At 68.9% G+C, this 21,288-nt stretch carries 20 protein-coding genes; 10 read left to right on the top strand and 10 right to left on the bottom strand.

Annotation, left to right across the window (positions count from 1 at the left end; translation table 11 throughout):
- The first annotated feature begins 67 nt into the window (after window positions 1-67).
- From AC1PPL_RS02130 to AC1PPL_RS02120, 3 genes are all read left to right on the top strand, one after another.
- Window positions 68-913, top strand: a complete 846-nt coding sequence (locus AC1PPL_RS02130; protein WP_011805466.1) for a fumarylacetoacetate hydrolase family protein — start codon at window positions 68-70, stop codon at window positions 911-913.
- Window positions 914-1,018: 105 nt separating this feature from the next.
- Complete coding sequence (locus tag AC1PPL_RS02125) at window positions 1,019-1,351, top strand: SMR family transporter (protein ID WP_047350324.1); 333 nt, start codon at window positions 1,019-1,021, stop codon at window positions 1,349-1,351.
- Between the two features lie 70 nt (window positions 1,352-1,421).
- Entirely contained in the window at window positions 1,422-1,985 is a 564-nt protein-coding gene (locus tag AC1PPL_RS02120; protein ID WP_411275689.1) for an ankyrin repeat domain-containing protein, read from the top strand.
- 119 nt (window positions 1,986-2,104) lie between these two features.
- Here AC1PPL_RS02120 and AC1PPL_RS02115 read toward each other — a convergent pair whose 3' ends face one another.
- Window positions 2,105-3,172: a sodium-dependent bicarbonate transport family permease gene (locus tag AC1PPL_RS02115; protein ID WP_479972504.1), complete on the bottom strand. Its 1,068-nt coding sequence runs from the start codon at window positions 3,170-3,172 to the stop codon at window positions 2,105-2,107.
- A gap of 95 nt (window positions 3,173-3,267) precedes the next feature.
- Here AC1PPL_RS02115 and AC1PPL_RS02110 point away from each other — a divergent pair, with 95 nt between their 5' ends.
- On the top strand, window positions 3,268-4,167 hold the full coding sequence (locus AC1PPL_RS02110; RefSeq protein ID WP_479972503.1) for a LysR family transcriptional regulator: 900 nt from the start codon (window positions 3,268-3,270) through the stop codon (window positions 4,165-4,167).
- Window positions 4,168-4,415: 248 nt separating this feature from the next.
- Here AC1PPL_RS02110 and AC1PPL_RS02105 read toward each other — a convergent pair whose 3' ends face one another.
- The 3 genes from AC1PPL_RS02105 to AC1PPL_RS02095 are packed head-to-tail and all read right to left on the bottom strand — an operon-like array spanning window position 4,416 to window position 7,049.
- Window positions 4,416-5,729, bottom strand: coding sequence for a type II toxin-antitoxin system HipA family toxin (locus AC1PPL_RS02105; RefSeq protein WP_479972502.1), 1,314 nt, complete (start codon window positions 5,727-5,729; stop codon window positions 4,416-4,418).
- Between the two features lie 12 nt (window positions 5,730-5,741).
- Window positions 5,742-6,056 carry a helix-turn-helix transcriptional regulator gene (locus AC1PPL_RS02100; protein WP_333489991.1) on the bottom strand — a complete coding sequence of 105 codons (315 nt, stop codon included), beginning with the start codon at window positions 6,054-6,056 and terminating at the stop codon, window positions 5,742-5,744.
- A 39-nt stretch (window positions 6,057-6,095) separates the two neighbouring features.
- Window positions 6,096-7,049, bottom strand: a complete 954-nt coding sequence (locus AC1PPL_RS02095) for a LysR family transcriptional regulator (RefSeq protein ID WP_479972501.1) — start codon at window positions 7,047-7,049, stop codon at window positions 6,096-6,098.
- Between the two features lie 97 nt (window positions 7,050-7,146).
- Between AC1PPL_RS02095 and AC1PPL_RS02090 the strand changes: the two genes are divergently transcribed.
- The 4 genes from AC1PPL_RS02090 to AC1PPL_RS02075 all read left to right on the top strand — a co-directional run bounded on the left by AC1PPL_RS02090 (window position 7,147) and on the right by AC1PPL_RS02075 (window position 12,292).
- Entirely contained in the window at window positions 7,147-8,502 is a 1,356-nt protein-coding gene (locus AC1PPL_RS02090) for a D-serine ammonia-lyase (RefSeq protein ID WP_479972500.1), read from the top strand.
- A gap of 69 nt (window positions 8,503-8,571) precedes the next feature.
- Window positions 8,572-9,549 carry a Bug family tripartite tricarboxylate transporter substrate binding protein gene (locus AC1PPL_RS02085; protein ID WP_479972499.1) on the top strand — a complete coding sequence of 326 codons (978 nt, stop codon included), beginning with the start codon at window positions 8,572-8,574 and terminating at the stop codon, window positions 9,547-9,549.
- A gap of 43 nt (window positions 9,550-9,592) precedes the next feature.
- Window positions 9,593-11,143 (top strand): amidase, encoded by a 1,551-nt coding sequence (locus AC1PPL_RS02080; protein ID WP_479972498.1) that lies wholly within the window; start codon window positions 9,593-9,595, stop codon window positions 11,141-11,143.
- A gap of 21 nt (window positions 11,144-11,164) precedes the next feature.
- The gene (locus tag AC1PPL_RS02075; RefSeq protein ID WP_479972497.1) at window positions 11,165-12,292 is read left to right on the top strand and encodes an NAD(P)/FAD-dependent oxidoreductase; all 1,128 of its coding nucleotides are present in this window, start codon (window positions 11,165-11,167) and stop codon (window positions 12,290-12,292) included.
- Between the two features lie 59 nt (window positions 12,293-12,351).
- On the opposite strand, the gene AC1PPL_RS02070 is transcribed toward AC1PPL_RS02075, so the two are convergent.
- The 3 genes from AC1PPL_RS02070 to AC1PPL_RS02060 form a co-directional block, all read right to left on the bottom strand.
- Window positions 12,352-12,555: a YjfB family protein gene (locus AC1PPL_RS02070; RefSeq protein ID WP_123676330.1), complete on the bottom strand. Its 204-nt coding sequence runs from the start codon at window positions 12,553-12,555 to the stop codon at window positions 12,352-12,354.
- A 156-nt stretch (window positions 12,556-12,711) separates the two neighbouring features.
- Window positions 12,712-14,124: a dihydrolipoyl dehydrogenase gene (locus AC1PPL_RS02065; protein ID WP_479972496.1), complete on the bottom strand. Its 1,413-nt coding sequence runs from the start codon at window positions 14,122-14,124 to the stop codon at window positions 12,712-12,714.
- A gap of 111 nt (window positions 14,125-14,235) precedes the next feature.
- Window positions 14,236-14,829: an IMPACT family protein gene (locus AC1PPL_RS02060; RefSeq protein ID WP_479972495.1), complete on the bottom strand. Its 594-nt coding sequence runs from the start codon at window positions 14,827-14,829 to the stop codon at window positions 14,236-14,238.
- Between the two features lie 114 nt (window positions 14,830-14,943).
- Here AC1PPL_RS02060 and AC1PPL_RS02055 point away from each other — a divergent pair, with 114 nt between their 5' ends.
- Entirely contained in the window at window positions 14,944-17,484 is a 2,541-nt protein-coding gene (locus AC1PPL_RS02055; RefSeq protein ID WP_479972494.1) for a YgiQ family radical SAM protein, read from the top strand.
- Window positions 17,485-17,502: 18 nt separating this feature from the next.
- Here AC1PPL_RS02055 and AC1PPL_RS02050 read toward each other — a convergent pair whose 3' ends face one another.
- Together AC1PPL_RS02050 and AC1PPL_RS02045 are read right to left on the bottom strand one after the other, a co-directional pair.
- A complete protein-coding gene (locus AC1PPL_RS02050; protein ID WP_287804658.1) occupies window positions 17,503-17,925 on the bottom strand; it encodes a hypothetical protein in 423 nt (140 codons plus the stop codon).
- A 162-nt stretch (window positions 17,926-18,087) separates the two neighbouring features.
- Window positions 18,088-18,798, bottom strand: coding sequence for a DUF1294 domain-containing protein (locus tag AC1PPL_RS02045; RefSeq protein WP_479972493.1), 711 nt, complete (start codon window positions 18,796-18,798; stop codon window positions 18,088-18,090).
- A gap of 324 nt (window positions 18,799-19,122) precedes the next feature.
- Between AC1PPL_RS02045 and ygiD the strand changes: the two genes are divergently transcribed.
- A complete protein-coding gene (ygiD, locus tag AC1PPL_RS02040) occupies window positions 19,123-19,977 on the top strand; it encodes a 4,5-DOPA-extradiol-dioxygenase (RefSeq protein WP_479972595.1) in 855 nt (284 codons plus the stop codon).
- A gap of 107 nt (window positions 19,978-20,084) precedes the next feature.
- Here the strand turns inward: ygiD and AC1PPL_RS02035 are convergent, their stop codons facing one another.
- The gene (locus tag AC1PPL_RS02035; protein WP_015913188.1) at window positions 20,085-21,281 is read right to left on the bottom strand and encodes an amino acid aminotransferase; all 1,197 of its coding nucleotides are present in this window, start codon (window positions 21,279-21,281) and stop codon (window positions 20,085-20,087) included.
- Window positions 21,282-21,288 lie beyond the last annotated feature (7 nt).

The raw sequence follows: 21,288 nt of genomic DNA, 5'->3' as shown, positions 1-21,288 counted from the left end.
AGTCGATGCGATGGATGAACGGGATGGCGTGCATAAGATCGTCCCGATCAAACCCACGGAGACACCCATGAAACTCGTCCGCCACGGACAACCCGGCGCGGAGCGCGCCGGCCTGATCGACGCCCAGGGCGTGCTGCGCGACCTGTCCATGCTGCTGCCGGACATCGGCCCCACGCAGTTGGCGCCACGCACGTTGGCCGCGCTGGCCGCCATCGACGCCGCGCGCCTGCCCGCGGTGGTACCCGGCACACGCCTGGGCTGCCCCGTGGGCGGTGTCGGCAAGATCGTCTGCGTGGGCCTGAACTACGCCGACCATGCGGCCGAGGCCGGCTTGCCCGCGCCGGCAGAGCCCGTGCTGTTCATGAAGGCGACCAGCGCGCTCAGCGGCCCCACGGACGCCGTGCGCATCCCGCCCGGCGCGCTCAAGACCGACTGGGAGGTGGAGCTGGGCATCGTCATCGGCACGCGCATGCAGCAGGTGGCCGAGGCCGATGCGCTGGCCCATGTGGCCGGCTACGTGCTGGCCAACGACGTGTCCGAGCGCAGCTACCAGATGGAGCGTGGCGGGCAGTGGGACAAGGGCAAGGGCTGCGACACCTTCGCACCCGTGGGCCCCTGGCTGGTGACCACCGACGAGATTCCCGACCCGCACGCCATCGGGCTGTGGCTGGAGGTGAACGGCCAGCGCATGCAGGACGGCCACACGCGCAATTTCATCTTCGGCGTGCCCCGTGTGCTGGCATACATCAGCCAGTTCATGACGCTGGAGCCGGGCGATCTGGTGCTCACCGGCACGCCCGCCGGCGTGGGCCTGGGACAGAAGCCCACGCCGCGCTTCTTGCGCGCGGGCGACGTGATGCGGCTGGGCGCGACGGGGCTGGGCGAGCAGCGGCTGGTCTGCACGGGCGGGTAGGGTGTAGCCTGGGAATTTCAAGCCAAATATGCCTGGAGTGCTTTCCCATCAAGCGCGAGCAGCTATCATTTTGATAAATCTCGCACGCACCGCACTTTCTTACCCATGCATCCGTACCTTCTGCTCGGCATCTCCATCGTGGCGGAGGTGGTGGCCACCTCGGCGCTCAAGTCCTCGCAGGGGCTCACGCGGCTGGGGCCCAGCGCGCTGGCGGTGCTGGGCTACTGCGTGGCGTTCTACCTCGTCTCCAAGGTGATGAACCACATGGCCACGGGCGTGGTGTACGCCGTGTGGTCGGGGCTGGGCATCGTGCTGATATCGCTGGTCGGCTGGCTGCTCTATGGGCAGAAGCTGGACCTGCCGGCCGTCGTCGGCATGGCCATGATCGTGGGCGGCGTGCTGGTGATCCAGCTGCTCTCCAAGGCCACAGGGCATTGACCCGTGCGGCCTGTCAAGCTATCGAAGCCTTAGCGCAATTGCGCGGCGGGGCAGGGCGCCCGTTCCTACAATGGCTCACACCTTGACGCTGGAGAACCCCATGACCGCCACGCCCGAACGCCCCGCCCTGGACGAAGCCACCCTGGCCTTTGCCGAGAAGGTGTTCGACGCCGCGCGCCAGGGCGACGCCGCGCGTCTGGCGCTGTGGCTGGACAACGGCCTGCCGCCCGACCTGCGCAATGCCCAGGGCGACAGCCTGCTGATGCTGGCCAGCTACCACGGCCATGCCGAGGCCGCGCGGCTGTTGCTGGCGCGCGGAGCCGATGCGGGGCTGGTGAACGGCCGCGGTCAGACGCCGCTGGCCGGCGCCGCCTTCAAGGGCGATGTGGACATGGTGCGCCTGCTGCTGGACGGTGGTGCGGCCGTGGACGGGCCTTCGCCCGATGGCCGTACGCCGCTGATGTTCGCCGCCCTGTTCAACCACCCGGCCGTGGTCGAACTGCTGCTGTCACGCGGCGCCAACCCGCGCGCGGCCGACCTGCAAGGCAACACCGCCTTGGGCTGCGCCCTCGCGATGAAAGCCGACGCGGCAGCCGCCCTGCTGCGCTCGGCAGGTGCCGAAAGTTCTGAGTGAAAAGACGAGCTGGCGCGGGTTGGATAAGCGGTTGAAGCTACTTTATTGATAGCAAAATAGTTGGCATATGCCCGGCAGTGGATGCCACCGCCGGGCAATGCGCTTTGGTGCCCAACCCGTTAACCACCCCACAACTGCAACACCACCTGCGTATACAGCGGGATGCCCAGCAGGATGTTGAGCGGAAACGTCACACCCAGCGACAGGCTGACGTACAGCGAAGGATCTGCCTCGGGTATCGCATAGCGCACCACGGCGGGCACGGCGATATACGACGCACTGGCGGCCAGCACCATCAGCAGCACGGCGTCGCCCGCGGGCACCTGGGCGAGCCACGCCAGGCTGACCGCCACGCTGGCATGCACCAGCGGACCCCACACTGCGTAGGCCAACAGCCAGGGCGACTGTTTGCGCACGGCGGGCAGATTGCGCGCGGCAGACAGGCCCATGTCCAGCAGGAACAGGCAGAGCATGCCCTTGAACAGGTCACCCGAAAACGGCTGCATGGCAGCCTTGCCTGCCTCGCCCGTGACAAGGCCGATGAGCATGGCGCCCAGCAACAGCAGTTGGGTGCCATCGGTGAACGATTCGCGCAGGATCTTCCCCACCGACAAGGCCGGACCGGCCTTGCCCGCTGGGGTGGGGCCCGCGGCACCCAGCCCGCCGGGGCCGGCCAGGGCCACGGCGCCTGAAGCAGAAACGGCCAGCACGGGCGCAGCATGGGCTGCGGGCACCGCCTGGCGCTGGCGCAGCGCATTGGCCAGCATCACGGCCAGGAGGATGGCGGGCGACTCCATCAGCGCCATGGCCGCTGCCATGTAGCCGCCGTAGGAGATGGATTGCGATTCCAGGTACTGCGTGGCGGTCACGAATGTCACCGCGCTGACCGATCCATACGTGGCCGCCACGGCCGCCGCGTTGAAGCCCGACAGCACCCGCCGCAGCAGCGCGTAGCCCGCCAGGGGCACGACCACGGCCAACAGCACCGCCAGCCCCAGGCTGCTGGCCACGCTGGCCGTGAAGCCCGAGGCCGCCAGCGCAAAGCCGCCCTTCAGGCCCAGCGCCGTCAGCAGATAAATCGACAAGAACTTCGAGATGGCCGCAGGCATCTCCAGGTTGGACCGTACCAGGCCCGCAAACGCGCCCAGTGCAAAAAAAAGGACCGCAGGGTCCAGCAAACTTTGCATTCTTCAACTCCACATGGGTGATGGGAGGCGATGCTAGAGAGGGCAGGGGGCAAAGTAAAATCGATTCGAATGCGGTTATCTATAGATAAAAATCTATGAATATCACTTTTCGCCAACTGCGCCTGTTTCTTGCGTTGGCCGAGACCGGCAGCGTGAGCGCCGCCGCCAAGCTCATGCACGTGACCCAGCCCACGGCTTCGATGCAGTTGCGCGAGGTGGCGCAAGCGGTGGGCGTGCCGCTGTACGAGGTGGTGTCGCGCCGCGTGTACCTGACCGAGGCGGGCCAGGCCCTGGCCCGCACCGCCCGCGCCATCGCCGGCGAGTGGGATGCGTTTGAGCAGGGCATTTCGGGCGCCAAGGGCCTGACCAGCGGCCGGCTCAAGGTGGCGGTGGTGAGCACCGCCAAGTACTTCGTTCCCCGTCTGCTGGGCAGCTTTTGCAAGTTGCACCCACAGATCGACATTTCGCTGGAAGTTCTCAACCGCGACCATGTCATCACCCGTCTGCGTGCCAACCAGGACGACCTTTACGTGATGTCCATGCCGCCGGGCGATTTGCCGCTGGAGGACCACGTGCTCATGCCCAACCCGCTGGTGGTCATCGCTCCCGCGGGGCACCGGCTGGCCGCCAAGAAACGGGTGGCCTTGCCGCAGTTGCAGAGCGAGCGGTTCATCCTGCGCGAGAAAGGCTCAGGCACACGAATGGCGACGGACGCCCATCTGCGCCAGTTGGGCTTTGCGCCCGCTGCGGTACTGGAGCTGGGCAGCAACGAGGCCATCAAGGAGTCGGTGCAAGGGCAGCTGGGCGTTTCCATCGTTTCGCGGCACGCGCTGGGTCCGCACCTCGATGGCTTGGCCATTCTGAACGTGCAGGGTTTTCCCATCCAATCGCAGTGGCACCTGGTCTGGCCCAAGGGCAAGCGGCTGTCGCCCATTGCCGAAGTGTTTCGCGGGCATTTGATGGATGAGGCTGCTGGATGGATGCAGAGCCGCTGAGGGACCGCGGCGGGGCTTGGCTTATCCCTTGGCCAATGAAGGCGCGGTCGCCGCCGCCTCATGGCTGTGACTGACGATGGCCAGACTTGGGGCAGGCACCGGTTTGCACGTCCATCTAGGCAGCACCCTGTGGCAAAGGCTGTCGGGCAACGGGCTGCTGCGCCGGCTCCTGCGCGTGCGGGGCGTGGCCTCACAGGCTTTTCACCGACGGGGGTGGGTGCCGCACCCGGCTGGACCGGGCCCGACTGTTATGGGTGCGTGAGTGCGATGCCACCCGCCAGCCGCGCCTGCACGGTGCGCTGCAGCGTGGAGGGGGCGTCAGCGAGCAGTGCGGGCCAGTCGGCCTGCGCGCGGCGTACCAGGTCCCGCAGCAGTGCCAGGTGGCGCGGTATGCGCAACAGGCCGGCGGTCTTGACGAGGGCCTGCAGTGCGTCCCAGTCCAGCGCGCGCATTCTGCGGTCGATGGCGCGATTCACCGCGTACTGGTGTTCGGTCGCTCCTTCGAAGAACGCAGCCACGCACACCGGGTCGTACAGCGGCGCCAGGCGCGGCGTGTGCCCGTCGGGGTAGACCAGGGCCCAGTTCTTCAGGTGCGCGTCGGTGTTGCCCATGAGGATGAACGCCACCATGCGCGCCAAGAACTCGCGGGTGTCCTGCACGGGCTGGTCGCTCAGGCGATCGACCACGCGCAGCATGGTGGCCCAGTCCTGCAACAGGCCCTTGCCGTACTTCTGGCGCGGCGCGTAGCCCAGGGCCTGGTTGAACTCCTCCATGTGCACGCGGGTGCCGTCGGCCAGATGGTCGAAGCGTTGCACGGCCAGGATGTTGTCGAACGGCACGGCCTCGGGCAGCTCCGCCTCAGCGCGGGTGATGATGCGCGCCTGGGCGCAATGCAGGCCCAGGCTACCGGCCAGCTGGTAGCAGGTGAACTCGTTGGCCACCAGGTCCGGGTGGGCCGTGGTGGGCAACTTGAGGATCACGCTGCCGGCGGCGCCGCGGCGCTTGACGAGGTAGCGGCGCCCGTCCTGCACGGCACTGAACTTGGTGACCACACCGGGCAGTGAGGCGGCGTCTTCCACCGGGTATTCGACAAACCCGGGCTCCAGCACGTCCAGGCCCTGCGTGGTGTGCCAGTAGCGCACCACGTCGGGCACGCCCTCCTGGGCGGGCACGGGTTCGACCTCCAGCGCGCCCATCAGGTCGTGGCCGGCGGCGGCCAGCAGCTCGAACTCGTCGTCGGGCGCGCAGCCGCGTTCGCGCGCCAGGCGGTCGCGGTTGTGGCCCTCGGGCAGCAGATTCTGGAAGTACGCCGGCCAACGCCCGTCGGTGCGCACCAAGCGGGCGTCACGCGCCGAGCGCAGGATCTGCTGCGTGTCCGCCTCGTTCGCGCCGCGGTAGCTCAGCGACAGGGTGGGGCGCTGCGGGTCGGCGATGTAGTCCTCATCGAAGGACACGCGCAGGATGTCGCCGTACTGGGACAGGTAGCCGATACCGCGCCGCCCGCCTCCCTGCGCTGCAGGGCGGTGCAGGTACAGGCGCAGGTAGCGGATGGCGGTACTCATCGTGCGTCTTGATCAGCGACCTAGGCTCTCCACCACCGAGGGGGGGGCGTCCGCTCCCGAGGGCTGACCCAGGAATTTGCCCCCCGACTGGATGAAGGCCTGCAGCGCGGGGCTCAACTCGGCCGGCACGGCGATCAGTTCCATGCCGAGCACGCGGGCCATCTCGGCCAGGGTGGAAAAGCGCGGGTCCACGTCCCCCGTCTCGGTGCGTTGCACGGCCATGCGCGACAGGCCGGCTTGTGCGGCCAGGTCGGCCTGCGTGATGCGCCGGGCTTTGCGCACCTCTGCCAATGTGGTGATCAACGAATGCGTCATGCCATCCTTTATACGCTTTTTTATTAAAAAGCGCTTTGTAAGTTTCTTTTTTCAAGCGGGACACGGCAGCAGAGCCCCGCGCAACTCCGCAAAGCGCTGTGCCTGCAGCGCCAGCCATTCCTTGACCAGCAGCATCGGCGGGCTGGGATGCGCCGTGGTGACGAAAGAGTACGACGCCCGCGAGCGCACGCTGCACCCGAACAGCGGCACCAGCCGCCCGTGCTGTACGTCTTCCAGCACGAGGGCCGCGCGCCCCATGGCAATGCCTTGGCCCGCCAGGGCGGCACTCAGCGCCAATTGCGACAGGTTGAACTGCTGCCCGGCGCCCCAGGCGGGCGGCGCTGTGTCCGTGCAGGCGCACCAGTGTTGCCATTCCTCGAATGGGTCGGCACCCTCCCAGGCACTGCTGTCGTGCAGCAGCCATTCACCGCGCAATTGCGAGGGTGACTGCAGGTCAGGATGGGCGGCCAGGAAGGCGGGGCTGGCCACGGGAATCAGCCACTCATCCAGGAACACGCTGGCGCGCAGGTCGGTGTAGCCGCCCAGGTCGAAGCGCACTGCCGCCTCGACCCCGTCGCGCACCATGCGGGTGCGGTCCAGCCGGTGGAACTCGCCAAACACGCGCAGGCCCACGTCCGGGTGCTCACGAAAGAAATCCCCCAGCCGCGGCGTGAGCCATTGCATGGCAAACGAGGGGGAGCAGCTCAGCGTGGCCACCGGCGTATCGTCGGTCACACGCATCTGCGACAGGGCGTCCTCGATGGCGCCGAAGCTCTCACGCAGCACCACGGCCAGCCACTTGCCCTCGGGCGTGGGCATGAGGGTGCGGGGCGTGCGCACGAAGAGGGGGCGCCCCAGCCAGGTTTCCAGCTGCTTGACCTGCTGGCTCACCGCGCCCTGGGTGATGCACAGCTCCGCCGCCGCGCGCGTGAAGCTGCCGTGGCGTGCGGCCGCTTCAAAGCAGCGCAGCCACGCGAGCAGGGAAGGAAAAAGCCGTGAATTCATTATTCAAACTAATGCACTCGTCAATATAAATGAGTTGTATCGGTGCCGGGGCGTGCCAAGAATGCCGTCTATATCCACCTTCCACCGACCGCAGCCCATGCCCTCCGTTGTTTCCCCACAGGACCGCTTGCAGGACGACACTCCGGCCGCACAGCTGCGCCGCGCCGAGCCCTGCCTATGGCTCAACCCGCACAGGCAGCCCATACCCGCCGCACGGCAGGCCGTGGCCGGTGATCACATTAGTCTGGATGATACGGAGAAGGCAGCGGCACGCTTCGCGCGCTTTGCGCCGCTGCTAGAGGGCGTGTTCCCCGAGTTGCAGGCGACGGGTGGCGTGATCGAGTCGCCCCTGTTACCCGCATCCAGCCTGCATGCCGCGGCGGGGCTCGTCGCGGGCCAGGGCGCGCTGTGGATCAAGGCGGACCACCGGTTGCCCGTGGCCGGGTCCATCAAGGCACGCGGAGGCATCCATGAAGTGCTGGAGCTGGCCGAGCGCCTGGCGCTGCAGCACGGCCTGCTGACGCCGCAGTCCGGCACTGCCGACTACCGTGCCCTGGCCAGTCCCGCCGCGCGCGCCGTGTTCGCGCGCTACACCGTGGCCGTGGGCTCCACGGGCAACTTGGGCCTGAGCATCGGCGTGGCGGCATCGGCGCTGGGTTTTCACGCCGTGGTGCACATGTCGGCCGATGCCAAGGAATGGAAGAAGCAGCGTCTGCGCCAGCGCGGCGTGCAGGTGGTGGAGCACGCGGGTGACTACGAGGGCGCCGTGGCCGCGGGCCGCGCGCAGGCGGCGCAGGACCCGTTCAGCCATTTCGTGGACGACGAACGCTCGCTGTCGCTGCTGCTGGGTTACAGCGCCGCGGCGCTTCACCTGCGCCAGCAGTTGCAGGACGCGGGCATCGCCGTGGACGCGCAGCACCCCCTGTTCGTCTACCTGCCCTGCGGGGTGGGGGGGGCGCCGGCGGGCATCACCTTCGGCCTGCGGCAGGTGCTGGGGGCGCATGTGCACTGCTTCTTCGCGGAGCCCGTGCAGTCGCCGTGTTTCATGGTGCAAATGATGGCCGGACAGGGCGCACACCCCTCGGTGTACGACTGGGGCCTCACCAACCGGACGGAAGCCGACGGCCTGGCCGTGCCACGCGCGTCCCTGCCCGCGGCCGAGCTGATGGAGCCGTTGCTGGCGGGCTGCTTCACCGTGTGCGACGACACCCTGTTTCGCCAATTGGTACAGGTGCTGGATGCCACGGGCGAGCGCATCGAGCCGTCCGCAGCGGCGGGCCTGAGCGGCCCCGGTTTCCTGACGGGCACCGAGACGGGCCGCACCTGGCTGCACGCGCAAGGGCTGTGGCCCCACCTGGCGCAGGCCACGCACCTGGTGTGGACCACCGGCGGGCTGTACGTGCCGCCCGAGGCCTACGCGCGCTTCGAGGAACGTGGCCGGGCCCTGGGTTGACGCGCCTTCGCCGAGTCCTGGCCCCGCGAAAGGATCTTTTTTTTGACTGGCTTGACTGGAGAGAACGCCATGAACCGCAAGACGATGTTGTCCATGCTGGCCTGCGCACTGGGCGCCGCCGCTTTCGCCCCCGCGCATGCGCAGGAGGCGTTTCCCTCCCGGCCCATCACGCTGGTGATTCCGTTTCCCGCGGGTGGAGCCACCGACGTGCTGGGGCGCCTGATCTGCAAGAAGCTGGGCGACAAGCTGGGGCAGAGCGTGGTCATCGACAACCGCGCTGGCGCGGGCACGGTGATCGGCGCGAGCTACGTGGCCAAGGCCGCGCCGGACGGCTACACGCTGCTGCTGAGCTCAGGCACCACCTTCACGGTGAACCCGGCGGTGCGGCCCCGGCTGCCGTATGACCCCGTCAAGAGCTTCGATCCCATCGGCATCACCGGGCGCACGGGGCTGATCCTGCTGGCCAGCAAGAGCGTGCCGGTCAACGACGTGAAGCAATTCGTCAGCGCCGTGAAGGCCGCGCCCGACAAGTATTCCTACGGCTCCTTCGGCGCGGGCACGACCTCGCAGTTCGCGGGCGAGATGTTCTTTCATGCCGCGGGCCTCAAGATCCAGCACGTGCCCTACAAAGGCAGCGCGCCGGCCATGGTGGACCTGATCGGCGGGCAGATTCCGTTCACCGTGGACACGGTGTCGGCCGCGCTGCCCCAGCTCAAGGAGGGCAAAGTCAAGGCGATTGCCGTCACCACCGAGAAGCGCTCGACCCTGCTGCCCCAGGTACCCTCGCTGGCCGAGAGCGGTTACCCCGGCCTGAACATGGACACCTGGCTGGCCCTGGTGGCGCCCGCAGGCCTGCCCACTGCGGTGAAGGCGCGGCTGGAGAAGACGCTGGCCGAGGTGGTGGCCGACCCGGACACGCGCGAGCGCCTGCTCGCGCTGGGCTTTGAGCCGGCATTCGCCTCGTCGGCCGAGCTGGCTGCGCTGATCGAGCGGGAGCTGCCGCTGATGCGTGCCATTGCCCAGCGCGCGGGCATCACCGCCGACTGAGGCGCGGCTCATCCACAATGGCCCCTGGACCTTCTTCACGACCATGACTGCTGATCCCACGCTGGTGGAACTGTCCGCCAATGAACTGCGCCACCGCATCGGCACGGGCGAGATCTCGCCCGTCGAGCTGCTGCAGGCCTGCATCGACCGCATCGAGGCGGTGAACCCCTATGTGAACGCCGTCACGGCGACCTGCTACGACCGCGCGCGCGCCGAGGCGCAGGCCGCCGAGCGGGCCGTGCGCACTGGCGAGCCCCTCGGCCTGCTGCACGGGCTGCCCATGGGCGTGAAGGATCTGGAGGCCACCGCCGGCCTGCTGACTACCTACGGCTCGCCCATCTACCGCGAGAACATCCCTGCGCAGGACAACGTGCTGGTGGCGCGCCTGCGCGCGGCCGGCGCCATCGTCACGGGCAAGACCAATATTCCCGAGATGGGCGCGGGCGCCAATTCGCGCAACGTGGTCTGGGGCGCTACGGGCAACCCGTTCGATCCGCGCCTGAACGCGGGCGGCTCGTCCGGCGGGTCGGCCGCGGCGCTGGCCTGCGACATGTTGCCGGTGTGCACGGGCTCGGACACGGGTGGCTCGCTGCGCATCCCCGCGGCCAAGTGCGGCGTGGTGGGCTTTCGGCCGTCGCCCGGCGTGGTGCCCAGCTCGCGCAAGCTGCTGGGCTGGACGCCGATCTCCGTGGTCGGTCCCATGGGCCGCACGATGGCCGAGGCCTGCCTGCAGCTGGCCGCATCGGCCGGCCTGTCGGCGGGCGACCCGCTCACCTACCCGCTGGACCCCCACAGCTTCCTGCACCTGGAGCCGGCCGACCTGGGCGGCCTGCGCGTGGGCTACACCGAAGACTTCGGCGCCTGCGCGGTGGACGACGGCATCCGCGCGGTGTTCCGCGCCAAGATCGGCGCCATGCGCCACCTGTTCCGCTCCTGCGAGGAAGTCCGGCTGGAACTGGGCGACGTGCACCGCTGCTTCGACGTGCTGCGGGCCGAGAGCTTCGTGGCCGGCATGCGCGAGGCCTACGAGCGCGACCCCGCCAGCCTGGGGCCCAACACGCGCGCCAACTATGAGATGGGCGCGGCCATGTCGCTGCTGGACAGCGCCTGGGCACAGGCCGAGCAGACGCGCATCCTGGCGCGCTTCCAGGAGGCGTTTGCCAACTTCGACGTGATCCTGGCACCCACCACGCCGGTCTCGCCCTTCCCGTGGACCGCGCTGTACGCGAGTGACATCAACGGTGAACCCCAGGCCAACTACTACCGCTGGCTGGCACTGACCTATGTGACCACGCTGACCACGCACCCCGCGCTCAGCGTGCCCTGCGGGCGCGACACGGCCGGCATGCCGTTCGGCCTGCAGGTGGTGGGGCACTTTCGCGACGACCATCGCCTGCTCTCCATCGGCCTGGGGCTGGAGCAGGCCTTCGCCCGCATCGATGGCCTGCAGCGCCCGCGGCCCGACCTGGCCCGGCTGGGGCCGGTGCAACCCGCGCTCACCTCCATCGTCACCCACGCGCCGGACCCCGATGACGCGCGCGGCGTGCCGCGGCTGGGCGCACGCGGTGCCGCGGAGCAGGCATCGGCGGTCTGACAGTGATTGGCGAGGGAACCCATGCAACCCTATGACTTCGTGATCATCGGCGCGGGCATTGCCGGCGCCTCCGCCGGTTGGGAACTGGCCGCGCACTGCCGCGTGCTGCTGTTGGAGCGCGAGGCCCAGCCCGGCTACCACACCACCGGCCGGTCGGCTGCGCTGTACTCGGCCACCTACGGCACGCCCAACATCTGCGCACTCACACGGGCCAGCCGCGCGTTCTACGACGCACCACCGCCTGAGTTCGGCAGCACCCCCATCCTCACGCCGCGCGGCGTGGTGTACCTGGCGGGGGCCGACCAGCTCGACCTGCTGGAAGCCGCGTACGCCGAGGCGCTGCCGCGCAACCCGCAGGTGCGCCGCCTGACGCGCGAGGAGCTGCTGGAGCAGGCCCCGTGCCTGCGCCCCGAGGCCGTGGCCGCGGGCATGAGCGAGCCCGGCGCCGCCGACATCGACGTGCATGCGCTGCACCAGGGCTACCTGCGCGGCTTGCGCCAGCGTGGTGGCGAGATCCGCACCCATGCCGAGGTGACGGCCCTGCAACGGGGCGAGGAGGGCTGGCACATCACCCTGGGCGATGGCGAGGTGCTGCACGCGCGCGCCGTGGTCAATGCCGCAGGCGCCTGGGCCGACGTGGTGGCAGCCCAGGCGGGCGTGCCGCCCATCGGGCTGGAGCCGCGCCGGCGCACGGCCTTCACCTTTCCCGTGCCGGCCGGCATGCAAGCGGCCCACTGGCCAGCCGTCATCGGCATTGCCGAGGACTATTACTTCAAGCCTGACGCGGGGCAGATGCTGGGCTCCCCCGCCAATGCCGATGCCGTGGCGCCGCACGACGTGGTGCCTGAGGAACTGGACGTGGCCCTGGGCATCCACCGCATCGAGCAGGTGACGTGCTTTCAGATCCGCCGCCCCTCGCACACCTGGGCGGGGCTGCGCTCGTTCGTGACCGATGGCGACCTGGTCATTGGCTGGGACAACCATGTGCCCGGCTTCTTCTGGCTGGCCGCGCAAGGCGGCTATGGCATCCAGAGCGCGGCGGGCGCGGCGCTGCTGACGCGGCAGTTGGCACTGGGCGAGCCGCTGGCCCCCGAGTTGGCGCGCGAGGGTGTGGACGTGGCGGGCCTGTCGCCTGCGCGGCTGCGCTGAGCAAGGCCGGAGCTGAAGCCGGCCTGAGCCGGCGAAAAAAAGCCAGCGCGCCGTGCGCGTCAGGCGTAGGTGTTGAGCTGCGTGCCCAGCGGGCCCTCGGTCGCCAGCGGTGGCTGGGGCAGGGCGGCGAGCAGGGTGGCGGCGGCCGTTTTCTGCGTGTCCAGGGCCTTCTTCAGCACGGTGACCTGGACGGCATCGGCCGTCTCGCGGCTGGCGAGGGCGCTGGCGGTGCTGACGATGGATTGGGTGAGGGCGACGTCCATGGTGATCTCCGGTGTACCTCTTGTTATCGGCCAGTTCACCGCGGACTCAAGGGTGCTTCTATAAACATAGCTGTTGGCGATTGATACGTAAGGATTTCAAGCTGTTTTGGTGCTGAAAATCCATCCTGGCAAGCGCGGCCAGCTATTGTTTTTGTATCAGTCCAGCGCGCTCGCGCCGTAGGCCTCGCAGGCGGCGAGGTCGGAATCGCTGGCCTTGGGCAGGCGCGAGGCCGCGTCGCGCAGTGCCGTGCGCAGGCCTTCCTCCAGCACCGGATGGTAGAAGGGCATGCGCAGCAGGTCGTGCACCGTCAGCCGCTGCTCGACGGCCAGTGCCAGCAGGTGGGCCATGTGTTCGCCCGCAGGCGCGCACAGCTCGGCGCCCAGCAGGCGGCCGCTGCCGTGCTCGGCGTACACGTTCAGGCGCCCGTGGTTGCACTGCGCCACGCGCGCGCGGCCCTGGCGTGCAAAGTCCACCGTGCCCCCCACCCATTGCCCCTCGGGCAGATCGGCATGGCGCTGCCCCACCACGGCGGCATGGGGCTGGCTGAAGGTGATGGCCAGCGGCGTGCGCCGGGCGAAGCCGCGCGGCGAGGGCGCCAGGGCGTTCAACCCCGCAATGTGGCCCTCGTCCGCGGCCTCATGCAGCAGGGGGCGGTCGCCATCGGCATCGCCCGCGATGAAGACGGGCAGATTGCCCACCTGCAGGGTGCACGGATCGATGGGCGGGTGGCCCTTGTCGTCCAGCGCCACGCCCAGCGTGTCCAGCCCCAGGTGTTCCAGGTTGGGGCGCCGGCCCATGGCGGCCACCACCTGGTCCACCACCACGGTCGCGCTGCCGTTGGTGACCTGTATGCCGCCGGCCACCTCGCGCAGCTCGGCCTTGTCGCCCACGTTGACGATGAATTCGTCCTTCAGCCGCGCCAGCAGCGCGTCGTTGATGGCGGGGTCGCTCAGGCCGGCCACGCTCTTGCCCGTCGCGAAGGCCATCACCTCCACCCCCAGCCGCGCGAGCGCCTGCGCGATTTCCACCCCCAGCGGCCCCAGCCCGATGACGGCCACGCGCGGGCCGAGCGTGGGCTGCTCGAACAGCGTGTCGGTGGTCAGGATGCGGTCGCCAAAAGCCAGCCAGTCCTCCGGCACGATGGGGCGCGAGCCCGTGGCGATGATGATGCGCCGCGCGGTGTGCACCTGGCCGTTCACTTCCACACGTTGCGCGTCCAGCAGCCGGGCGTGGCCGCTGATGGCGCGCTCGCCCGCGTCGGTGGCGGCCAGCGTGCCGGCCACGAAGTCATCGCGCAGCGCGCGCACGCGGCGCAGCACGGCGGGCAGGTCCACCCGCAGCGCATCCGCGCCCTCGATGCCGAAGGTGTGCAGTGCGCGCCGCGCATGGTAGGCGTTGGCGGCCTCGATGAGCATCTTGGACGGCATGCAGCCCACGCGCGCGCAGGTGGTGCCCCAGGGGCCGTCGTTCACGATGCGCCAGTGGTCGGTGCGCTTGCGCACCTCGCGCAGCGCCGCCAGTCCGGCGGACCCTGCGCCCAGGATGATCACGTCCAGCGGCTGGCTCATGGAGGGGGCTCCTTGTGAATGCGGGCCGCCAGTGTCGCCGCGTGCGCCAGCGCGGCATGTAGGCGCGCAGGCATTGTTGGGCTTGCGCGGGCGCGGCCCCGGTCCCGGCCTTCAATCCGTGGATTCGCCCCAGGCCACGCGGCCCTGGCCTGCTTCGTTCACCTGGTGGACGAAGGCCTCGGCCTCGGCCTCGGGCAGGCGCAGGTGCAGCGTGACCAGCGTGGCATGCTGCACCTGCAGCAACTGCGCGCCAGCACCGTCGATCATGCGGCGCAGCAGTCCTTCCAGGGCGTAGGGCACGCTGCATTCGAGGGTGCGCATGCGCTGCAGCGGCACCTTGTCGGCCTGCAGCAGCGCCTGGGCCACGGTATCGGTATAGGCGCGCACCAGGCCACCCGCGCCCAGTTTCACCCCGCCGAAATAGCGCACCACGGTGGCCAGCACGCCCTCCAGGTCCTGGTGGCGCAGCACATCCAGCATGGGCCGCCCGGCGGTGCCGCTGGGCTCGCCGTCGTCCACCGCGGCGGACTGGCCGCCCGCCAGCAGCGCCCAGCACACATGGGCCGCGCCCGGGTGTTCGCGCCACAGCGCATCCACCACGGCCTGCGCGCTCGCGCGGTCGGCCATGGGCTGCACGCAGCCGATGAAGCGGCTTTTCTTGATGATGAGTTCGCTGTGAACGGGGGCGCTGAGGGTGTAGGGCATGGGGGCGGCCGAGCTTACCCCATGGGCCGACGGCGACAAGGGCCATGCGGGGGCGGTTAGGCGCAAAGGGGGCATGGCTTCTAAAATGCCCGGCCCCCACCTGCAGGCCCGCCCATGAACGCCCCGATCGATGTCTCCTTCTTCCCGCGCAACGCCAAGCCGTTGACCAGCTACCGCCCGTATTGGGCCAAGCGCTTTGGCGTGGCGCCGTACCTGCCCATGAGCCGTGCAGAGATGGAGCAGTTGGGCTGGGACAGCTGCGACGTGGTGCTGGTGACGGGCGATGCCTATGTGGACCACCCGAGCTTCGGCATGGCGGTGATCGGGCGGGTGCTGGAGGCGCAGGGCTTTCGCGTGGGGATCATCGCGCAGCCGGACTGGCAGAGCGCCGACGCGTTCAAGGTGCTGGGCAAGCCCAACCTGTTCTGGGGCGTGACCGCGGGCAACATGGATTCGATGATCAACCGCTACACGGCGGACCGCAAGATCCGCAGCGACGACGCCTACACGCCGGGCGACGTGGGCGGCAAGCGGCCCGACCGCGCCGCAGTGGTCTACAGCCAGCGCTGCCGCGAGGCGTACAAGGACGTGCCCATCGTGCTGGGCGGCATCGAAGGCAGCCTGCGCCGCATTGCCCACTATGACTACTGGAGCGACAAGGTGCGCCGCTCCATCGTGGTGGACAGCAAGTGCGACATCCTGCTGTTCGGCAACGCCGAGCGTGCCCTGGTCGAGGTGTCCCACCGCATTGCGCGACGCGACCCGGTGGAGACCATCACCGACGTGCGCGGCACGGCCTTCGTGCAGCGCGCGTCCGAGCCCGGATGGTTCGAGATCGACTCCACCGAGGTGGACGAGCCCGGCCGCGTGGATGAGCTGATCAATCCCTACATGACCACCAGCGAGCAGGCTGCGGCCCAGGGCCAGACGTGTTCGCAGGAAGATGCTGCAAATTCAATAGCTGCCAGCGCTGACCCACAAAGCGCTGCAGGCCAAAAACCCTTGCAGACCGTGCAGATCGTGCCCAACCCGGCGCTGCCCTCCAAGGGGCGCAGCGGTCGGGCGCTGCCGCCGCGCGAGCGCACCGTGATCCGCCTGCCCAGCTATGAGCAGGTGAAGGCCGACCCGGTGCTCTACGCCCACGCCAACCGCGTGCTGCACCTGGAGACCAACCCGGGCAACGCCCGCGCGCTGGTGCAGGCGCATGGCGAGGGCGCGACGGCGCGCGACGTGTGGCTGAACCCGCCGCCCGTCCCGCTCACCACGGCCGAGATGGACTGGGTGTTCGGCCTGCCGTATGCGCGCAACCCGCACCCGCAGTACCTGGACGCGCAGGGCAGCTACGAGGGGCCGACCAAGATCCCGGCGTGGGAGATGATCCGCGCGTCGATCAACATCATGCGCGGCTGCTTTGGCGGCTGCACCTTCTGCTCCATCACCGAGCACGAGGGACGCATCATTCAGAGCCGCTCGGAAGATTCCATCATTGCCGAGGTGGAGGACATCCGGGACAAGGTCAAGGGCTTCACCGGCACCATCTCCGACCTGGGCGGCCCCACGGCCAACATGTACCGCCTGGGCTGCAAGAGCCCAGAGATCGAGGCCGCCTGCCGCAAGCCCAGCTGCGTGTTTCCCGGCATCTGCCAGAACCTGCACACGGACCATGCGCCGCTAGTCAACATCTACCGCCGTGCGCGCAAGCTGCCGGGCATCAAGAAGATCCTCATCGGCTCCGGCCTGCGCTACGACCTGGCCGTGAAGTCCCCCGAATACGTGAAGGAGCTGGTGCAGCACCACGTGGGCGGGTACCTCAAGATCGCGCCCGAGCACACCGAGGCGGGGCCGCTGTCCAAGATGATGAAGCCAGGCATCGGCAACTATGACCGCTTCAAGCAGATGTTCGAGCAGTACACCGAAGAGGCGGGCAAGAAACAGTTCCTGATCCCGTACTTCATCGCCGCCCACCCCGGCACCACCGACGAGGACATGCTGAACCTGGCCATCTGGCTCAAGAAGAACGGCTTTCGCGCCGACCAGGTGCAGGCCTTCTACCCCAGCCCCATGGCCAGCGCCACGGCCATGTACCACTCGGGCCGCAACCCGCTCACGCGCGTGCGACGGCAGATGCGCGACGTGGCCGAGGAGCAGGTGGACGTGGTGCGTGGCGAAAAGCGCCGCCGCCTGCACAAGGCCTTCCTGCGCTACCACGACCCCAACAACTGGCCGCTGCTGCGCGAGGCGCTGAAAAGCATGGGCAGGGCCGACCTGATCGGTAACGGCAAGCACCACCTGATCCCCACCTTCCAGCCGCTGGTTGACGGCAGCTACCAGAGCGCCCGCAAGAAGAACAGCACCGGGCCCAAGGGTGGCGGGGCGGGCGTGGGCTACACCATCAACAAGGACGGCAAGGCCGTGGCGCTGCGCCGCCGCCCGCAGGAGCTGGAGGAGCCGCAGGGCGACGTACGTTTTCGTAGCAGTGCGCCGCAGCCGGGCCGCATGCTCACGCAGAACACCGGCCTGCCGCCGCGTGCGGGCACCGGTGCCCGCACAGGCAGCCGTGGCAATGCCGGCGGCAACGCTGCGGGCGCCGCGGGGCGCCGGCAGGGCGGGGCCGGCACCCCGGCGTCGGGCAAGGGTACGGGCCGGCGGCGCTGACGGGGCGGCACCCGGCCGTCAGCGCGCGGGACCGGCGGGGGCGGGCACCAGTTCCTCAATGATCAGGCGGCGGTAGTAGAACGCCGCCAGCGGGCCCAGCGGCTGCAGCAGGTCGCGCAGCGTCTCCGGAGCGTCGGAATCCGCGGCACGCAGCAACAGGCCGTGGGCGCCGTCGCTGGCTAGTTGCGCGATGCGGCGCACGATCACGCCCTCCGCACCGACCGAGGGCAGAGGTGCATCGGCATTGCCCAGCGTGCGCACCACATGTTCCAGGATCATCGGCGGCGTGGCGTGCGCCACGTCATCGCGACCCTGGGCCTGCAGCGCCTGGCCTGCGGAGCGCGCCGCCTCCTCGTTCGCAAACAGCGCGAACACATGGCCCGTGGGGTAGAAAGTCCCGGTCGCCGTGGTCATGCTCGGGTCGAGGGCGAAAGGCTTCATGGCGTCGTTCTCCAATGCGGCAAAAAACTGGACCCATTGGAGGCGCAGCAGCATCGCCTGGCTGTCGGGCGATGGAAGGCCGCGCTGTCGGACGTGGCCGCAAGGCATGCCGCAGATCCCGATAAAAACCGGCCCCGCCGCAATGCTGGAAAGCGCTAGCAGCTATAAAAAAGAAAGCACTTCGCGAAGCGTCTGCGGCCGCAGCGTCCACACCGCCAGTGCGGTGCAGTTCAACGCCACAGTGCCCCAATACACCGTGCGGAAGTCCTGTTTGCGCGATTTATGGCGCAGCCACTGCTGGGCCCACCATGCGGCAGGCCAGCCGCCCAGCAGGGCGAGCAGGTGCAGGTGGCTCTCCCGGGTGCGCCACGTGCCACGTTGGGCGGCGCTCTTGTCCAGCGCGTAGGTGAAGAAGGTCAGCAGGTTCAGGGCCGCCGTCGCGCCCAGCCACCACAGCGGGAACCGCTGCACCCAGGCGCCCCAGCCCCACAGGCCCAGCCAGAGCAGCATCAGCGCCAGGGCGATGCCCGCGCCTGCGGGTGCCTGCGGCGCGGAGCGCGGGCGCGTGTGCCTGGCGGTGGCAGGCGTGGGGCGCGCGGTGGGTCGCGTGGATGGCGGGGCGGATGCTGCGCGGGCCGGAGACCGGTGGGCGGAAGGGGAGCCGCTCGGTTGGCTGCGTGGACGCACATCCATCGCGCGTGGTCCCTTGCCGCCCACGTGGATCTCTTCATACTCCACCGGCATCCCGTGGGCGGGCGGCGCCGTGCCCCGGAAGTCCCGTACATGAAAGAACACCTGGGTGCTGGCAGCGCCCTGGATGAAGCCGAAGCCTTTGTCCGCATTCCATTGCCGGACGATGCCGTGTGTGCGCATGTTCAAACATCCTCCGCACTGGACGGCGGAAGTGTGGCCATGGGCTGGCCATCAGGGGGCAGGGGGGTGGCCTGTGGTCCAGGACATGCGCGGGCACTGAGCCGGCGGCATGCCAGCGGGGCAGGGGGATCGAGCGCGAGAGGCATGGGCGGAAAGCGGAGGCGGTGAACGGAGGGCCGCGGCTGGAACTTCGGCGCCCGTGCGCGCTCCGATCCCGGCTGTCCGGCAGAAAATCATATCGTGCCCTCTCACGCCTTCCTCTTGCCGCAGCGCCGCCGCACCATGGCCGCGCTGGCGGGCCTCGCCACCCTTCCCGGAGTCTTCATGAGCCCCCTGTCCGAAGCCGCCCCGTTGCTGGAGGCGCTGCGCCCCTCGCCGCGCATGCCGGTGCTGTTCGTGGGTCATGGCAGCCCCATGAACGCCATCGAAGACAACGCCTGGCGCCGCACCTGGCAGGACATGGGGGCGGAACTGCTGGCGCGCGGGCAGCGGCCGCAGCTCATCCTGTGCGTGTCGGCCCATTGGCTCACGCGCGGCGGCTGGCAGCTGACGGGCATGGCCGCACCCCGCACCATCCACGACTTCGGCGGTTTCCCGCGCGACCTGTTCGAGCAGCAGTACCCGGCGCCGGGCGCACCGCAGGTGGCGCGCAGCCTGGCGCAGGAGCTGCGCTCACCCGCGACGGCGCGCGCCCTGGAGGTGGACGCGGGGGCGTGGGGCCTGGACCACGGCACGTGGTCGGTGCTCAAGCCCATGTTCCCGGCGGCGGACATTCCGGTGCTGCAGCTCAGCATGGACTACGCGCGCCCGGCGGCCGAGCATTACGCGCTGGGCCAACAGCTGCGTGCGTTGCGCGAGCGTGGAGTGCTCATCGTGGGCAGTGGCAACGTGGTGCACAACCTGCGCGCCGCGCGGCGCGGCACAGGTATCAATGCAGCCTACGAGTGGGCGAACGAATTCGACGCCAAGGTGCAGGAACTGGTGAAGGCGGGCCGCCTCGACGCGCTGGTGGCCTTCCAGCAGTGGGGCCCGATGGCGCCGCTGGCGCATCCCACGCATGAGCATTACCTGCCACTGCTGTATGCCGCAGGCGCCGCGCTGCCCACGGAGATGCCGCGCTTTTTCAACACGGGTTTTCAGTCGGCCTCGATCTCCATGCGCTCCATGCTTTGGGGCTGAGCTATCTAAATTGATAGCTGCTAGCGCTTGCTGGATGGGTGTTAGAGCCCGAAAACACATGAAAAAACCGCCCGAAGGCGGTTGCTTTTTTGGGGCGTCGCTGCGGCTCAGATCACCTTGGCGATGGCCTGGCAGACGTAGTCGATGTTCTTGCTGTTGAGCGCGGCCACGCACATGCGGCCGGTGTCGGTGCCGTACACGCCGAACTCATTGCGCAGGCGCACCATCTGGTCTTTGGACAGGCCGGAGTAGCTGAACATGCCGATCTGCGTGGTGATGAAGCCCATGTCCTGCTTCACACCGGCGGCCTTCAGGCCGTCCACCAGCTTCTGGCGCATTTCCTTGATGCGCACGCGCATCTCGCCCAGCTCCTTTTCCCACAGGGCACGCAGCTCGGGGTTGTTCAGCACCGCGGCCACCACGGCGCCGCCGTGCGTGGGCGGGTTGCTGTAGTTGGTGCGGATCACGATCTTGAGCTGCGAGAGCACGCGCGCGGCCTCGTCCTTGTCGTTGGCCACCACGGACAGCGCGCCCACGCGCTCGCCGTACAGGCTGAAGCTCTTGGAGAACGAGGTGGACACGAAGATGTTCAGGCCGGCCGCGACGAACTTGCCGATCACGGCGCCGTCCTCGGCAATACCATAGCCGAAGCCCTGGTAGGCCATGTCGAGGAAGGCCACCAGGCCCTTGGCCTTCACGGCGGCGATCACCTGCTCCCACTGCGCGGCGGTGATGTCGTAGCCCGTGGGGTTGTGGCAGCAGGCATGCAGCACCACGATGGTGCCGGGCGCGGCGGCGTTCAGGTCGGCCAGCATGCCGTCGAAGTCCACCTTGCGGTTGGCGGCGTCGTAGTAGCGGTAGCTGCCCACCTCGAAGCCGGCATTGGTGAAGATGGCGCGGTGGTTTTCCCAGCTCGGGTCGGAGATCAGCACCTTCGCGTTCGGGCTGATCTTCTTGAGGAAGTCTGCGCCGATCTTCAGGCCGCCCGTGCCGCCAATGGCCTGCACCGTGGCCACGCGGCCGGCCTTAACGACGTCGGACTCCGCGCCGAACACCAGGGCCTTGACCGCGTTGTCATAGGCGGCGATGCCGTCGATGGGCAGGTAGCCGCGCGCAGCGGGCTTGTCCATCATGGCCTTTTCGGCCGCCTGCACGCACTGCAGCAGGGGCAGCTTGCCGTTGTCGTCGAAGTACACGCCCACGCCCAGGTTGACCTTGGCTGGATTGGGGTCGGCGGCGTATTGTTCGTTGAGACCCAGGATCGGGTCGCGGGGAGCCATTTCGACGGCGGTGAACAGAGACATGAAAAGT

It is taken from the genome of Diaphorobacter sp. B2A2W2, from assembly GCF_056730635.1.
This window is presented reverse-complemented; position numbering and strand designations above follow the sequence as displayed.

Excerpts from the sequence above, each read along its gene's own strand:
- AC1PPL_RS02115 (WP_479972504.1), bottom strand. The coding sequence starts at position 3,172 with ATGCAAAGTTTGCTGGACCCTGCGGTCCTTTTTTTTGCACTGGGCGCG.
- AC1PPL_RS02035 (WP_015913188.1), bottom strand. The coding sequence starts at position 21,281 with ATGTCTCTGTTCACCGCCGTCGAAATGGCTCCCCGCGACCCGATCCTG.
- AC1PPL_RS02080 (WP_479972498.1), top strand. The coding sequence starts at position 9,593 with ATGACTGCTGATCCCACGCTGGTGGAACTGTCCGCCAATGAACTGCGC.
- AC1PPL_RS02125 (WP_047350324.1), top strand. The coding sequence starts at position 1,019 with ATGCATCCGTACCTTCTGCTCGGCATCTCCATCGTGGCGGAGGTGGTG.
- ygiD (WP_479972595.1), top strand. The coding sequence starts at position 19,123 with ATGAGCCCCCTGTCCGAAGCCGCCCCGTTGCTGGAGGCGCTGCGCCCC.
- AC1PPL_RS02050 (WP_287804658.1), bottom strand. The coding sequence starts at position 17,925 with ATGAAGCCTTTCGCCCTCGACCCGAGCATGACCACGGCGACCGGGACT.
- AC1PPL_RS02060 (WP_479972495.1), bottom strand. The coding sequence starts at position 14,829 with ATGCCCTACACCCTCAGCGCCCCCGTTCACAGCGAACTCATCATCAAG.
- AC1PPL_RS02105 (WP_479972502.1), bottom strand. The coding sequence starts at position 5,729 with ATGAGTACCGCCATCCGCTACCTGCGCCTGTACCTGCACCGCCCTGCA.
- AC1PPL_RS02075 (WP_479972497.1), top strand. The coding sequence starts at position 11,165 with ATGCAACCCTATGACTTCGTGATCATCGGCGCGGGCATTGCCGGCGCC.
- AC1PPL_RS02055 (WP_479972494.1), top strand. The coding sequence starts at position 14,944 with ATGAACGCCCCGATCGATGTCTCCTTCTTCCCGCGCAACGCCAAGCCG.
- AC1PPL_RS02065 (WP_479972496.1), bottom strand. The coding sequence starts at position 14,124 with ATGAGCCAGCCGCTGGACGTGATCATCCTGGGCGCAGGGTCCGCCGGA.
- AC1PPL_RS02130 (WP_011805466.1), top strand. The coding sequence starts at position 68 with ATGAAACTCGTCCGCCACGGACAACCCGGCGCGGAGCGCGCCGGCCTG.
- AC1PPL_RS02120 (WP_411275689.1), top strand. The coding sequence starts at position 1,422 with ATGGCTCACACCTTGACGCTGGAGAACCCCATGACCGCCACGCCCGAA.
- AC1PPL_RS02095 (WP_479972501.1), bottom strand. The coding sequence starts at position 7,049 with ATGAATTCACGGCTTTTTCCTTCCCTGCTCGCGTGGCTGCGCTGCTTT.
- AC1PPL_RS02110 (WP_479972503.1), top strand. The coding sequence starts at position 3,268 with ATGAATATCACTTTTCGCCAACTGCGCCTGTTTCTTGCGTTGGCCGAG.
- AC1PPL_RS02085 (WP_479972499.1), top strand. The coding sequence starts at position 8,572 with ATGAACCGCAAGACGATGTTGTCCATGCTGGCCTGCGCACTGGGCGCC.
- AC1PPL_RS02090 (WP_479972500.1), top strand. The coding sequence starts at position 7,147 with ATGCCCTCCGTTGTTTCCCCACAGGACCGCTTGCAGGACGACACTCCG.
- AC1PPL_RS02045 (WP_479972493.1), bottom strand. The coding sequence starts at position 18,798 with ATGCGCACACACGGCATCGTCCGGCAATGGAATGCGGACAAAGGCTTC.
- AC1PPL_RS02070 (WP_123676330.1), bottom strand. The coding sequence starts at position 12,555 with ATGGACGTCGCCCTCACCCAATCCATCGTCAGCACCGCCAGCGCCCTC.